18 protein-coding genes are annotated in these 12,972 nt (G+C 72.4%); 5 read left to right on the top strand and 13 right to left on the bottom strand.

Annotated elements, in window-relative coordinates:
* Nucleotides 1-51: 51 nt before the first annotated feature.
* The gene (locus H4W80_RS16590) at nucleotides 52-393 is read right to left on the bottom strand and encodes a winged helix-turn-helix transcriptional regulator (RefSeq protein WP_225963480.1); all 342 of its coding nucleotides are present in this window, start codon (nucleotides 391-393) and stop codon (nucleotides 52-54) included.
* Nucleotides 394-477: 84 nt separating this feature from the next.
* Between H4W80_RS16590 and H4W80_RS16585 the strand changes: the two genes are divergently transcribed.
* Nucleotides 478-1,149: an NADPH-dependent F420 reductase gene (locus tag H4W80_RS16585; protein WP_192785921.1), complete on the top strand. Its 672-nt coding sequence runs from the start codon at nucleotides 478-480 to the stop codon at nucleotides 1,147-1,149.
* Nucleotides 1,150-1,254: 105 nt separating this feature from the next.
* The gene (locus H4W80_RS16580) at nucleotides 1,255-1,629 is read left to right on the top strand and encodes a hypothetical protein (RefSeq protein WP_192785920.1); all 375 of its coding nucleotides are present in this window, start codon (nucleotides 1,255-1,257) and stop codon (nucleotides 1,627-1,629) included.
* A gap of 9 nt (nucleotides 1,630-1,638) precedes the next feature.
* Here the strand turns inward: H4W80_RS16580 and H4W80_RS16575 are convergent, their stop codons facing one another.
* Complete coding sequence (locus tag H4W80_RS16575) at nucleotides 1,639-2,298, bottom strand: endonuclease V (RefSeq protein WP_192785919.1); 660 nt, start codon at nucleotides 2,296-2,298, stop codon at nucleotides 1,639-1,641.
* 33 nt (nucleotides 2,299-2,331) lie between these two features.
* Between H4W80_RS16575 and H4W80_RS16570 the strand changes: the two genes are divergently transcribed.
* Both H4W80_RS16570 and H4W80_RS16565 read left to right on the top strand, forming a co-directional pair.
* On the top strand, nucleotides 2,332-3,540 hold the full coding sequence (locus tag H4W80_RS16570) for an alpha/beta hydrolase (protein WP_192785918.1): 1,209 nt from the start codon (nucleotides 2,332-2,334) through the stop codon (nucleotides 3,538-3,540).
* A gap of 4 nt (nucleotides 3,541-3,544) precedes the next feature.
* A complete protein-coding gene (locus tag H4W80_RS16565; protein WP_192785917.1) occupies nucleotides 3,545-4,285 on the top strand; it encodes a sulfite exporter TauE/SafE family protein in 741 nt (246 codons plus the stop codon).
* Here H4W80_RS16565 and H4W80_RS16560 read toward each other — a convergent pair.
* The 4 genes from H4W80_RS16560 to H4W80_RS16545 are packed head-to-tail and all read right to left on the bottom strand — an operon-like array spanning nucleotide 4,254 to nucleotide 6,946.
* Nucleotides 4,254-4,982 carry a type 1 glutamine amidotransferase gene (locus tag H4W80_RS16560; protein WP_318786901.1) on the bottom strand — a complete coding sequence of 243 codons (729 nt, stop codon included), beginning with the start codon at nucleotides 4,980-4,982 and terminating at the stop codon, nucleotides 4,254-4,256. The genes H4W80_RS16565 and H4W80_RS16560 overlap by 32 nt on opposite strands.
* Nucleotides 4,979-5,806 (bottom strand): bifunctional 5,10-methylenetetrahydrofolate dehydrogenase/5,10-methenyltetrahydrofolate cyclohydrolase, encoded by an 828-nt coding sequence (locus tag H4W80_RS16555; RefSeq protein ID WP_192785916.1) that lies wholly within the window; start codon nucleotides 5,804-5,806, stop codon nucleotides 4,979-4,981. The genes H4W80_RS16560 and H4W80_RS16555 overlap by 4 nt, the downstream gene beginning before the upstream one ends.
* On the bottom strand, nucleotides 5,803-6,408 hold the full coding sequence (locus H4W80_RS16550; protein ID WP_192785915.1) for a cyclodeaminase/cyclohydrolase family protein: 606 nt from the start codon (nucleotides 6,406-6,408) through the stop codon (nucleotides 5,803-5,805). Before H4W80_RS16550 ends, H4W80_RS16555 begins: the two co-directional genes overlap by 4 nt.
* Before the next feature lie 28 nt (nucleotides 6,409-6,436).
* On the bottom strand, nucleotides 6,437-6,946 hold the full coding sequence (locus H4W80_RS16545; protein ID WP_192785914.1) for a hypothetical protein: 510 nt from the start codon (nucleotides 6,944-6,946) through the stop codon (nucleotides 6,437-6,439).
* Nucleotides 6,947-7,098: 152 nt separating this feature from the next.
* Between H4W80_RS16545 and H4W80_RS16540 the strand changes: the two genes are divergently transcribed.
* Nucleotides 7,099-8,010, top strand: coding sequence for an NHL repeat-containing protein (locus tag H4W80_RS16540; RefSeq protein WP_192785913.1), 912 nt, complete (start codon nucleotides 7,099-7,101; stop codon nucleotides 8,008-8,010).
* 41 nt (nucleotides 8,011-8,051) lie between these two features.
* Here H4W80_RS16540 and H4W80_RS16535 read toward each other — a convergent pair whose 3' ends face one another.
* The 7 genes from H4W80_RS16535 to H4W80_RS16505 all read right to left on the bottom strand — a co-directional run bounded on the left by H4W80_RS16535 (nucleotide 8,052) and on the right by H4W80_RS16505 (nucleotide 12,895).
* Nucleotides 8,052-8,816, bottom strand: coding sequence for a chitosanase (locus H4W80_RS16535; RefSeq protein ID WP_318786900.1), 765 nt, complete (start codon nucleotides 8,814-8,816; stop codon nucleotides 8,052-8,054).
* Nucleotides 8,817-8,905: 89 nt separating this feature from the next.
* Complete coding sequence (locus H4W80_RS16530) at nucleotides 8,906-9,520, bottom strand: FMN reductase (RefSeq protein ID WP_192785912.1); 615 nt, start codon at nucleotides 9,518-9,520, stop codon at nucleotides 8,906-8,908.
* A 23-nt stretch (nucleotides 9,521-9,543) separates the two neighbouring features.
* Nucleotides 9,544-10,620, bottom strand: a complete 1,077-nt coding sequence (locus tag H4W80_RS16525) for an LLM class flavin-dependent oxidoreductase (RefSeq protein WP_192785911.1) — start codon at nucleotides 10,618-10,620, stop codon at nucleotides 9,544-9,546.
* Between the two features lie 88 nt (nucleotides 10,621-10,708).
* Entirely contained in the window at nucleotides 10,709-11,365 is a 657-nt protein-coding gene (locus H4W80_RS16520; RefSeq protein WP_192785910.1) for a Rossmann-fold NAD(P)-binding domain-containing protein, read from the bottom strand.
* 24 nt (nucleotides 11,366-11,389) lie between these two features.
* Nucleotides 11,390-11,611, bottom strand: coding sequence for a DUF4291 family protein (locus H4W80_RS60735; RefSeq protein WP_318786899.1), 222 nt, complete (start codon nucleotides 11,609-11,611; stop codon nucleotides 11,390-11,392).
* 14 nt (nucleotides 11,612-11,625) lie between these two features.
* Nucleotides 11,626-12,363 (bottom strand): IclR family transcriptional regulator, encoded by a 738-nt coding sequence (locus H4W80_RS16510; protein WP_192785909.1) that lies wholly within the window; start codon nucleotides 12,361-12,363, stop codon nucleotides 11,626-11,628.
* Nucleotides 12,364-12,463: 100 nt separating this feature from the next.
* A complete protein-coding gene (locus tag H4W80_RS16505) occupies nucleotides 12,464-12,895 on the bottom strand; it encodes a nuclear transport factor 2 family protein (RefSeq protein WP_192785908.1) in 432 nt (143 codons plus the stop codon).
* Nucleotides 12,896-12,972 lie beyond the last annotated feature (77 nt).

Here is a 12,972-nt window from a genome sequence, read left to right as displayed (position 1 = left end):
TCTAGCTACCCTAAGTAGTGATCCAGTAACGCTCCGTATATTAGAAAGCTCTCACGTCTCCCAGCGGTCCTGCGCGGCCATGACCTCGTCGGCGTGGTCGTGCGCCCACACCCCGAACGCCTCGATCGGGCCGAGGAGCGTGCGGCCGAGGTCGGTCAGCTCGTACTCGACGCGGGGCGGGGCCTCCGCGTACGTGCGGCGCGTGACCAGGCCGTTGAACTCCAGGCGGCGCAGCGTCTCCGTGAGGACCTTGGTGCTGATGCCGCCGATCTCCGCGCGCAGCCGCCCCGGCCGGCGCGGGCCGTTACGCAGCGCCCACAGGACGACCGCGTTCCAGGTGTTGGCCAGCAGGTCGAAGGCCAGCCGGGCCTGGCAGTCGGCGATGAACCCCAACGAGGCCTCCATTAGGCACCAAATGGTGTGTGACGGGCTTTCTACAGTCCTCCTACTTACCAGTTCATGCGACGGAGGACGAACATGCGTATCGGGATCCTGGGGGCGGGCGGCATGGCGGACGCCCTGGGCACGCAGTGGGCCAGGGCGGGGCACGAGGTGATGATCAGCGGCAGGGACGCCTCCGCCAGCGCGGCGCGGGCCGCGACGATGACAGCCGAGGCGGCTCGCACGCGGACGGAGATGGCAGGCGCGCAGGCAGGGGTGGTGGGTGTGCGGGCCGGGAGTTGGGCGGAGGCGGCGGCGTTCGGGGAGGTCGTGATGGTGGCCGTCAGGCAGGCGGGGCTGGCCGGCGTGCTCGCGTCCGCCGGCGGCGCGCTGCGCGGCAAGCCCGTCATCGACGTGGCCAACGCCGAGGGCCCGTACGACCCCGCCCGCCCCATCGCCCCGCTGATCCGCGACCTCACGGGAGGGCACGTGGTGAAGGCGTTCAATCTGTGCCACGTGGACGTGTGGCGGCTGACGCCGCCGGTGTTCGACGGCAGGCCGCTGGCGGTGCCGCTGTGCGGTGACGACCCGGCCGCCCTGGCCGCGGTGCGTACGCTGGTCGCCGACCTCGGCTGCACCCCGGTGGACGGCGGCGGGCTCGACCGGGCCATGCTGCTGGAGGCGACGGCCGCGTTCATGATCGGGCTCTGGTTCGGCGGCGCGGACGCCCAGGCCGTGCTGCCCCCGATGGCCTATTCGGGCGTCTGAGCCGTACGCCCGGTGGCGTATCGGGGATGACGACCAGCGGCGGATGCCCTCCGGCGCGCCCGGCAAGATCCTGGAGACCGCAGACGAGGTCGAAGGAGAGATCCAGTGGTAACCCAGGTCGCCAAGGGAAACGGGTACGTGACCGCGTTCAAGGCCGTGGTCGTCCTCAACACGCTGTCCGTCCTGGCGCAGGCCGTGACGGCCGGGCAGCTGATGAGCGGGGGAGGGGCGGGCTCGCACGGCATGGGTGCGCTGGCCGTACACGTGCTGGGGCTGCTGCAGCTCGTCGCGGCCGTCCTGCTGTGGCGGCCCGCCCGGGGCCCGGGCTGGCCCGCGCTGGTCGGCCTGGCGGTGCTGCTGCTCGGCTTCCTCCAGTCGGCCCTGGGCGGTTCGGGGGTGCTGGCGGTGCACGTACCGCTCGGGATGACGCTCTTCGGGCTCAGCGTCTGGCTCCTCGTCTGGGCCTGGCGCCCCCGGTGACGATGGGGGTCAGCCGGGGTGGCGGGCCAGGTGGTCGGCGCGGCGGATCGGGTCGGGGAGGCGGTAGCGCGGGGCGAGGCGCAGGACCTGGTCGGTGACCGTGTCCAGGGAGATGCGGTGGCCCTGGGAGACGTACACCGGCTTGATCGCGCGCTGCGTGCGCAGCGCGCGGCCGACGACGGCGCCCTCGTGGACGATCGGCGCCCAGTCGCCCCGCTCCGGCCCCGGCGGCTCGTGCGTGCCGACGAAGGGCGTCTTGCCCACGCCGAGCGCGGGCAGGCCGGTCAGCACGCCCAGGTGGCAGGCCAGGCCGAAGCCGCGCGGGTGCGCCAGCCCGTACCCGTCGCAGACCAGCAGGTCGGGCGTCACCGGGAGCCGTTCGAGCGCCTCCACCAGGGCGGGCAGCTCCCGGAAGGCGAACAGCCCCGGCACGTACGGGAACGCCACCCGGCCGCGCACCGTCACCTCCTCCACCGTCGCCATCGTGCCGGCGTCGAGGACGACCACGGCGGCCGTGAGGGCGTCGTCGCCGTGATAGTGCACGTCCAGGCCCGCGACCAGGGAGAAGTCGACGGGGCCTGTGAGCTCGACGCGTCCGCGCAGCCGGTCCTGGACGGCCTCGGCCTCGGCGGTGGTCGTGGGCCATGGGTGAAGCTGCTTTACCTGCACCCGGCCTAAGGTATTACGCGTAGGGTCGGGCTCATGATCGAGGTGCTGGTGGTCGTCGGCCCCGGCGTGGTGGCCGACGCGGGGTTGCTGGAGGAGATCGCGGCCCGCGAGTTCGCCGCCGCGGGGGTCTCCGGGACGCTCGTCCACGCCCGTGACGCCTCCCACGTCCTCTCGCTGCTGTCCTCACCGGAGGGCGCCGGCTGCGTGGTCGTGCTGCCGGGGCCCTCCGGTGAGGTGCGCTCGCTGATCGGGCGGGACCTCGGGGCGGTGGTCTGGGTGGACGTGGAGCGCGCCGACGGGGTGACGGCCGGGGAGGGCGCCACTCACCTGCACGGACGCGGCGTCGGCGGGCTGGCCTGGGGGATCCGCCATGCCGTGCACCGGGTACGGCATCCGTCGCGGCGGATCGCGTACGGGCCGCTGCCGGAGCAGTGGGGCGAGCTGTACCTTCCGGACCTTCCGGACGCCGGTGAGCCGCCCGTGGTGGTGCTGGTCCACGGCGGGTACTGGCGGTCGATCTGGGCGGCCGACATCATGGGGCCGCTCTGCGCCGACCTGGCCGGGCGCGGGCTCGCGGTGTGGAACCTCGAGTACCGGCGGCCGGATCTGCACGGCTGGGACGCGACGACGGCGGATGTGGCGGCGGGGTTGGCCGCCCTCGCGGCGGCCCGCGCCCCGGACGAGCACCCCCAGAGCACCGATGGGGCGGCGGCGCTGGACCTCACCCGGGTGGCCGTCGTCGGCCACTCGGCAGGCGCCCAGCTCGCCCTCCGCGCCGTAGCCGACGCGGCCGGTGAGGCGGCAGGCGGTGCCCATGCGGTGGCCGGTGGGGCGCGGGTGGTGCTCGCCGTTTCGCTCGCCGGGGTGCTCGATCTCGTGGAAGGCGACCGGCGATGGGTCGGGACCGGCGCCGTCGGCGCAGCCCTGGGCGGGCGCGCACCCGAAGGCCGGGCGGCGCCGCCGTACGCGGACGCCTCGCCGTTGCTCCGCCTCCCGCTCCGGGTACGCCAGCTCGTCGTCCAAGGCGCAGCCGACGACCTGGACCTGGTCGACTTCAGCCGCCGCTACGCGCGCGCGGCAGTGGAGGCCGGTGACGAGGTGACCTACCTCGAAATGCCCGGCGACCACTTCGACGTCATCAACCCCGCCACCCCGATCTGGCAGGCCACCGCCGAGACCATCGCCCAGGCGCTGGCGGGAGGCCCCACCCCAAGGGGACAAATCGGACGACAACTAACATAACCGAGTGATCGTCGGAGAAACGCTCGGCCTGCTCGGAGTCGGGGTGGCGGCCGGAGTGGTGAGCACGGTCGTCAGCCTCGCCTCGATCGTCTCCTACCCGGCGCTCCTGGCGTTCGGCCTGCCCCCGCTCACCGCGAACGTCACCAACACCGTCGCCCTCGTCTTCACCGGCATCGGCGCCGCCGCCGGATCGCGGCCGGAGCTGGCCGGGGAGGGCGCCCGGGTGCTCAAGCTCGGCCCCGTGGCCGCGGTCGGCGGCGCGACCGGGGCGTTACTGCTGCTGGTCACCCCCGCCAGGACGTTCGAGCTGATCGCGCCCTGGCTGATCGCGATGGCCTCGCTGCTGCTGGTCAGGCCGCCGTCGGTGCGGGCGCACGGCGAGCACGGCGTGCTGGGGCGGGCGGCGCTGTTCGCCGTGACGATCTACACGGGGTACTTCGGCGCGGCCGGGGGGCTGATGGTGTTCGCCGTGCTGGCCCTCATGTTCGACCACCCGGCGGCCAAGCTGAACGCCATGAAGAACGTGATGTCCGGGCTGGCGAACGCGGTGGCCGCGCTCGGGTTCGCGCTGTTCGGGCCGGTGGACTGGGCCGCCGCGGCGCCGCTGGCGGCCGGGTTTCTGCTCGGGGGGTGGATCGGGCCCAGGATCGCGCGGCGGCTGCCGGGCAACAGCCTGCGCTACCTGGCGGCCGCCTGCGGGCTGGCGGTGGCGGTCAAGCTCGGCTGGGACTCGTACGCGCGCTGACCTCCTTGGGCGCCCCGGCGGCGAGCGCGGCGAAGCGGGTGGTGACCCGGTGCCAGACCGGCGTGGAGACCGGCTCGTCCGCCACCGCCCGCGCGTACACCTGCTCGGGGTCGAACCCGTCCGGCGACCACTCGCGGATGCGCGCCGGCAGCACCTCGGGATGGAACTGCACCCCCCAGGCCCGCTCGCCCACCCGGAACGCCTGATAGGGGCAGGCGCCCGTCTCCGCCAGCCAGACGGCCTCGCCGGGCAGCCGGGTGATCGCGTCCTTGTGGTGCTCGATCGCGGGCACCACCTCCGGCAGCCCGTGGAACAGCGGATCGCCCGCGGCCTCGGGCCGGATCGTGAGCGGGAGGCTGCCGTTCTCCGGCGCACCGGTGTCGCCGGTCACCTCGCCGCCCGCGACCTCGGCGAGCAGCTGCCCGCCCAGGCAGATGCCGAAGAAGGGCACGCCCTCCTCCAGCGCCTGCCCCGCCAGCCGCCGGGCGCCGGCCAGCCACGGCGCCCGGTCGTCCTCGCTGGGCAGGTAGCCGCCGCCGAGCATGATCATGGCCGCGTGGTCGAGGCGGCCGGGCAGGGGAGCGCCTTCGTGGGCGAGCACGACGTCGAGCTTCAGCCCGGCCTCCTCCAGCCAGTCGCCCAGCCGGCTGGGGCCGCCGCTCCTGCTGTTCTGGACGATCAGGATCTGCTCGTTCACGGGAGGTTCGCCGCCCTGGCCGTGTGGCGCAGCAGCAGCGCGGTCGTCACCGGGCCGACCCCGCCGGGCACCGGCGTGAGCGCGCCCGCGACCTGCGCCACCGCGTCGAAGTCCACGTCGCCGGCCAGCCCGCCGTCGTCCGTGGGGTTGGTGCCGACGTCGATCATCACCGCGCCCGGCGCCACGTGCCCGGCGCCGATCAGCCCGGCGCGGCCCACGGCCGCGACCAGCACCTCGGCGGCGGAGGTGACGGAGGCCAGGTCCCGGGTGCGCGAGTGGCAGACGGTCACCGTGGCGTGCCGGTCGAGCAGCAGGTGGGCCAGCGGCTTGCCCACCACGGTCGAACGCCCGACGACCACCGCCCGCCGCCCCTCCAGCTCCACCTCGTAGTGGTCGAGCAGCGCCATCACGGCCGCCGCCGTGGCGGGCGGGAACGCGGGCAGCCCGGCGGCGAGCCGGCCCAGCGAGAGCGGGTTGGCGCCGTCGACGTCCTTGCGCGGGTCGATGGCCGCGGCCAGCCGCTGCGCGGAGGCGCCCGCGGGGAGCGGGGTCTGCAGCATCAGGCCGTGGACGTTGGCGTCGGCGCTGAGCTTGGCCAGCGTCTCGCCGATCCGCTCGGGCGCGGCCTCGGGGCCGAGATCGACGATGTCGCAGGCGATGCCCACGCCGGCCGCCGCCTTGGCGATCGAGCGGACGTACCACAGGCTCGCCTCGTCGGCCGTCGCCACCACCACGGCCAGCCGCGGCTGCGGGCCCGCCGCCGCCTCGGCCTCCGTCTGGGCCCTGATGGCGGCGGCCAGTTCTTTCCCGGTCAGGGTTCTCACGGGTTGATCTCCTCGCGTACCTCGGCGGTCACCCAGTCTGCCCTGGCCACGGCCGCGTCCACACCGTGGACACGGGCGTTCAGCTCCTCGCGTACCCGCTCGTCCTTGATGCCCGACAGGTTGACCTCGACGTTGATCCGGGCGGTGGTGAGCGCGGCGCGGGCGGCCTCCGCGGCGGCGGCGACGTCGGTGACGACGTTGCGGTTGCAGATCGGCAGCAGCACCTCGCACAGCTCGACCACCCGCGTGGCGGTCTCGACCACCCTGGCGGGCGGCTCGGCGGCGCCGGCCAGCGCCCGGGCGATGGCGGCGCTGCGCTCCTCGCCCTTGGGCAGCCGGTACGCGTTCGTGACCGCGGTGAACGCCGCCGCGTCCGCCTCGGCCAGCCGCAGCGCGCGGACCCGCAGGGTGTCGGTCTCCCCGATCACGCCGACGACGGTCTCGGCCTGGCCGGCGTACTTCTCCCCGGTCGTGTAGCGGGCGACCATGCCGAGCAGCGCGGCGCCCTGGGCCGCGTGCAGGGCGGCCGTGGCGCCGCCGCCGGGCGCGGGCACCTTGTCGGCCAGCTCGGCCAGGAAATCGACGATCTTTGAGTCGCGCATGGCGGCATTCTGTCAGGCGACGCGTCCCTCATTCCCGGTACATCGGCCGCGTGGTGTCCTCCGGTCCGCTGTACGGCGGCAGGTACGAGGGCGCCGGGTCGTACGCGGACGGGTAGACGGCCTGCTTCCCCGAGGACCGCCACCGCGACGGGAACAGCGAGACCACCACCAGCGCCACCCCCAGGAACAGCAGCACCCCCGAGTCCGCCACCGTCCGGAACCCCTGCTCCATGACATTCGGCAGCCAGTGGTCGGGCAGCACCCGCACGCCCCGCAGCTCCACGATGGGAAGGACGCCCAGGGCGCCGAACGCCAGGCCGCCGAGCAGCGAGGCGATCGGCGACAGCCGCGAGCCGGCCAGGAACGCGAACGCGATCCCCGACGCCACGATCGCGGACAACCCGAGCCAGGACGGCTCGAACGCCGACTGGAATCTGAGCAGATATTCGCCGATGCCGTACCAGAGGCCCGCGGCGATGATCGGAGGGAGGAGCAGCCCCGCGACCACTCCCAGAACATGACGGGCACCGTTTGACATGTCTAAACCCCGTTTGTTCGCTTGTGTCCCAATCTACCGTGTCATCCTCCGGCGCGGGGGTGGGCCTGCACGCCCGGCCCTTGCTGAAAGCTCCCTGTGAAGGCTGCCCTCAGGGCTTTGCCCGGGCGGCGGGCACGGGCATCGTGGGCCGCATGAGATCCGCGATCCTGAAGACCGCACTCAGCACCCTCGTCGTGGTCCTGCTCAGCGGCGTGCCCGCGCAGGCCACCGGGAAGCCCGACACGTTCGCGCTGCCGGACGGGTTCCAGCCGGAGGGCATCGCGACCGGGCCGGGCCCGTACGCCTACTTCGGCTCCCGGGCGAGCGGCGACATCTACCGGGCCGACCTGCGGACCGGCGAGGGGTCCGTCATCAGCAAGGGCCCGGGCACGCCCTCGCTCGGGCTCAAGACCGACGGGCGCGGGCGGCTGTTCGTGGCCGGAGGCACCGGCGGCGACGCCCGCGTGATCGATCTGCGCACCGGCGAGGTCGTCAAGTCGTACAAGCTGACCGCCGACCCGGCGTTCGTCAACGACGTCATCCTCACCGGGCGCGCCGCGTACTTCACCGACTCCCGCAACCCCGTCCTGTACAAGCTGGAGCTCGGGCGCGGCGGCGCGCTCCCCGGCGAGGCCGTCAAGATCCCGCTGTCCGGCGCCATCCAGTACACGACCGGCAACAACGCCAACGGCATCGCCCCCAGCCCCGACCGGGAGTCGCTGCTGATCGTCCAGTCGAACACCGGCAAGCTGTTCGAGGTCGACCCGTCCTCCGGCGTCACCACGGAGGTGGACCTGGGCGGCGAGTCGCTGGTCAACGGCGACGGCCTGCTGCTGGAGGGACGGACCCTGTACGCGGTGCAGAACCGCCTGAACGCGATCGCCGTCATCAGCCTGACGCGCGACGGCGCATCCGGAAAAGTCGTGAAACGGCTGACCGATCCGCGGTTCGACGTGCCGACGACGGTCGCCGCCTCCGGCAAGCGCCTCTACCTGCCCAACGCCCGCTTCACGACGACCCCGGCCCCGGACACGCCGTACTCGGTGGTCGCCGTCAAGCGCTGACAATCCCTGGACGGGCAGGGGCCGCCCTGCCCGTCCGGGCCCTACTTCTTAATTGTGTAGCTGTCGCCGTAGACCTTCCAGGTCAGTGGCGGGTTCAGGTCGAGGTTGCCGTTCTTGAGGAAGACGCGCTGCATCGTGTCCACGCGCGTGGTGTCCTCGTGCGCCTCCTCCGCCTTCATCGCCGCCTTCCTGGCGTCCAGGAACGCGTTGAGGTACGTCACCTCGTTCCCGCCCTGCGCGGGCGGCTTGGCCTTGGCCAGGGCCGACTTCCTGATGCCGCCGAAGCTCAGCTTGTCGCTGCCCGGCCCGTGCATGACCATGGCGTCGTAGTAGACGAACTGGCCGAGCGCGCGCAGCCCGTCCTGCTTGGCCTGGTCGACGGCCGGGTTGAAGTACACGCGGTCGCGCTCGTCGTTCTGGGCCTGCTGGAAGGCGCTGTCCTTGGCGGCCGTCTTCCAGTCCTTGGTGAAGTTCGGGTCGAGGCCCTTGTGGGAGGCGGAGCCGTTGACCTTGCGCAGGGCCGGTAAGTACTTGGCGAGGACGTTGCCGGGCTTGCGCTCGGTGTAGAGCTCGACCAGCTCCAGCATGTCGCCGGTGCCCGAGCAGAAGCCGATGATCCCCGCCGTGTAGCCGCGGTCGTCGTCGATGTCCTCGATGTAGCCGTACTGGGCCTTCCAGTCGAGCGAGGAGTTCTCCGCGCTGGACACCAGCTGCATGGCGATGTCCTTCTTGTGCGGATCGTCGAGGTCGGCCGGGCCGGTGCCGGTGACGGCGAGGGAGAGGGTCAGGAGGGTGGCGGTCAGCACATGAGCCCCTGGAGGAGGATGGAGGTTAGGAAAGCTTCCTAACGAAACATACTCCGATAAGTCAAGGTTTGGGGCTCATGTTGTGAAAACTAGTCCAAGGGTCGCAGCGCGGCCAGCTGCTGCTCGAACGGGACGACCTCCTCCTCGGCCCCCTCCTTGGACTGGGCCCTGGGCCCGCGGTGCAGCAGCAGGTCGGCCAGCTCCTCGGCGGCGCGGGCGATGCGCGGGCCGAGGCCGTCGGTGAAGGCGTCGGCCGCGCCGCCCCAGTCCTCCGAGGCCGCGTACACGGCGGTGGGGACGACGACGGCGCGCAGGTAGGCGAAGAGCGGGCGCAGCGCGTGCTCCAGCGCCAGCGAGTGCCGGGCCGTGCCGCCGGTGGCGGCGATCAGCACGGGCTTGCCGGCCAGCGCCCCGTCGTCGATCACGTCGAAGAAGGACTTGAACAGGCCGCTGTACGAGCCGCTGAAGATCGGCGTGACCGCGATGAGCCCGTCGGCCTCCGTCACCGCCTCGATCGCCTCGCGCAGCCGGGCGTTCGGGAAGCCGGTCACGAAGTTGTTCGCGATGTCCACGGCGAGGTCGCGCAGCTCGATCACGCGTACCTCGGCCTGCGCCTGGCCCGTGACCGCCTGCGTCAGGCGGTCGGCGAGCAGGCGGCTGGAGGAGGGCTGGGTCAGCCCCGCCGTGACGACGGCGAGCTTCATCTGGTCGGTCTCCTTTCCGGTGGTCAGGCGGTGACGGCCGGGACGCGGGCCGCGTGGGTGGGCCCGTCCGGCACCTCGGCGGGGCGGTCCTTGGCGAACTCCTTGCGCAGTACCGGCACGACCTCCTCGCCGAGGAGGTCGAGCTGCTCCAGCACGGTCTTCAGCGGCAGGCCCGCGTGGTCCATCAGGAACAGCTGGCGCTGGTAGTCGCCGAAGTAGTCCCTGAACTCGAGGGTCCTGTCGATGACCTGCTGCGGGCTGCCCACGGTGAGCGGCGTCTCCGCCATGAACTCCTCCAGCGACGGCCCGTGGCCGTACACGGGGGCGACGTCGAAGTACGGGCGGAACTCGCGCACCGCGTCCTGCGAGCTCTTGCGCATGAACACCTGGCCGCCCAGGCCCACGACGGCCTGCTCCGCCGTGCCGTGGCCGTAGTGCGCGTAGCGCTGGCGGTAGAGGTGGATCAGGCGCATGAAGTGCTCCTTCGGCCAGAAGATGTTGTTGGCGAAGAAGCCGTCGCCGTAGTAGGCGGCCTGCTCGGCGATCTCGGGGCTGCGGATCGAGCCGTGCCACACGAACGGCGGCACCCCGTCCAGCGGGCGGGGCGTCGAGGTGAAGCCCTGCAGCGGGGTGCGGAAGCGCCCCTCCCAGTCGACGACGTCCTCGTGCCAGAGCTTGTGCAGTAGGGAGTAGTTCTCGACGGCGAGCGGGATGCCCTGCCTGATGTCCTGGCCGAACCACGGGTAGACGGGCCCGGTGTTGCCCCGGCCCAGCATGAGGTCCACCCGGCCGTCCGCCAGGTGCTGGAGCATGGCGAAGTCCTCGGCGATCTTCACCGGGTCGTTGGTCGTGATCAACGTGGTGGCGGTGGACAGGATCAGGCGCTCCGTCTTGGCCGCGATGTAGCCGAGCATGGTGGTCGGCGAGGACGGCACGAAGGGCGGGTTGTGGTGCTCGCCGGTCGCGAACACGTCGAGCCCGACCTCCTCGGCCTTGAGCGCGATCGCCACCATCGCCTTGATCCGCTCGTGCTCCGTCGGCGTCCTGCCCGTGGTGGGGTCAGTGGTGACGTCGCCCACACTGAAGATTCCGAACTGCACTTTAGTCACCATCCATGACTGTTGAATCTTTGACGGATACGGTAGCGCACAGCCCCGCTGAGATATTCCACCATGGTGCGCCGACCGGCTAGGCAGCCAGCGCGTTGATGTCGGACGGGCCGAGGATCCGCTTGGGGGCGCCGCGCTCGGCGACCGCGATCATGGCCCGGCCGATGCGCTCCGTCGTGGTGACCGCCGACGCGAACAGCCGCCGCAGGATCGGGTAGAGCGGCCGCGTCACCACGTAGGCCAGCCGGTAGACCCGGGTCCGCGACGTGACGCCGTGCATCGGCTGGATGTAGCCGGGCCGGAACATGTAGGCCTCGAAGGGCAGCTCCAGCAGCGCGTTCTCGGTCGCGCCCTTCACCCTGGCCCACATCGAGCGCCCCTGGGCGTCGGTGCCGGCGCCCGACACGTACACGAACGTCGAGCCGGGGTTGAGCCGGGCGAGCGTGCGCCCGGCGGCCAGCGTGACGTCGTAGGTGATCCGCCGGTAGTCCCGCTCGCTCATGCCCGCCGACGAGACCCCGAGGCAGAAGAAGCAGGCGTCGTAGCCGGCCAGCTCGCCCTCGATCGGGGCGAGATCGAGCAGGTCGCGGTGGGTGATCTCGCGCAGCTTGCCGTGGACGACCCCCGTGGGGGCGCGCCCGACGGTGAGCACGGCGTCCACCCGGTCGTCGAGCAGGCACTCCCTGAGCACCCCGCGCCCGACCATCCCGGTCGCCCCGAACAGGATCACCCTCATACCCCGATTGTCTCCTGGATCTCGTCAGGCAGGGGATAGGGCCGCTCCACGGGCAGCAGGCCGCTCACGTCCGCACGCGCCACGACCGCCGAGCTTGAACGGCGCCACGAACCGCTGCGCCGCCACGGCCGGCCCGGCGATGGCGGCGTCGTAAGCCTGGTAGACGGTGATCGAGTCGTCGGTGTAGGCGGCGCGGATCTGCCGGTAGGGGACGTCCATGCCGCCCAGACTGGCGAAGAGCCGCACCGGAGGGCAACGGATTATGGCCCCGCCAGGTCCCGGACCGCGAGGGCCAGGTGGGCGGCGGCGGGGGTCGGGACGGTCAGGCCGCGGGCCGAGATGCCGATCGCCCACTGCGTCCCCGGCACGATCGCGCCCGCGCACGCCACGTCCTGCCTGAACTGACCGTGCTCCTCCACCACCTGCCCCGGCCGTAACCCCGCCAGCTCCTCCTCCAGCTCCTCCACGCTCGAAGGGGTCACGGAGGTGAAGCGTTGCATGCCGTGCCCGGTGAGCACGCCGCGCCGGACATGGGGCGGGAGGGACAGCAGCAGCGCCTTGCCGAGCGCGGTGGCGTGCGGCGCCGTCTCCAGGCCCGCCTGCAGGTCCTCCAGCCACGGCGAGCGCGGCCCCTCGGCCACCTCCACGACCATCAGCCGCCCGTCGGCGAGCTGGGCCAGGTAGGCGGTGTGGCCGGAGGCGTCGGCCAGGTGCCGCAGCACCTCCGAGGCGCGCGGCGGCCGCTCGAACGACTCCAGCATCTCGTGGAACCGCTCGGCCACCTGCGAGCCCGGCAGGTAGTCGCCGTCGGGCAGCCGGTGCAGGTAGCCCTCGTAGCACAGGGTGCGGACGAGATGGTACGAGGTGGACAGGTTAAGGCCGCATCGGCGGGCGATGACCTTGACCGACAGCGGCCGGTCGGCACGCGAGACCTCTTCCAGCACGCGGAGCGCGCGGGAGACGCTGCGGATCAGATCGCTGGGTTCATCCCCTGTCATCCATACAGCATGCCGCCGAGTCGGCTTCTCCGCCCTAACGCGAAGGACCGAGCTTGCAGCCGTCGGCGGCCGTGCCCTGAGCGGCCGGACGGTGACCGGATCACCGGACGGTGCGCCAGGCCTGCTCCTCCACCAGCTCCACGCTGCGCCACCCGCCGGAGGTGCGCCGCAGGCGATGGTGGTACCAGCCGCCGCCGTGCAGGAAGCCCGCGGTGTCCGCGGCGACCATGTCCCTGGTGGGGGCGAGGGTGTCGGTGAAGGGGGCGCTCACGCGCGCCTCGCCGTCCTGGAAGTCGATGGCCGGGGCCCCGATGAGGTGCAGCCGCCCCGGCCAGTGCGCCAGCACCTCGGCGAGCCAGGCCTTGACCTCGTCCCGGGTGCCCCTGATGCCGCCGGTGGCACGGTAGTCGATCACCGCGTCCGGGCTGAACACCTCGTCGAGCAGGTCCCACTGGCCGGAGTCGATGGCGCGGGTGTAGCGGGCCAGCAGCCCGGTGATTTCGAGCCGATCGGCGATCTCCTGCGTGTCCATGGGGTGATCGTCGCGCGGTGCGCGCTCGTTGGCCAGATCATTCTGCGGCCGCGAGCGGGAAGGTAGTGTTCGCTGTC

This window comes from Nonomuraea angiospora (assembly GCF_014873145.1).
In the GTDB taxonomy this organism is placed as follows: Bacteria; Actinomycetota; Actinomycetes; order Streptosporangiales; family Streptosporangiaceae; genus Nonomuraea; species Nonomuraea angiospora.
Note: the sequence above shows the minus strand (reverse complement) of the source record. Positions and strands in the feature narration are given on the sequence as shown.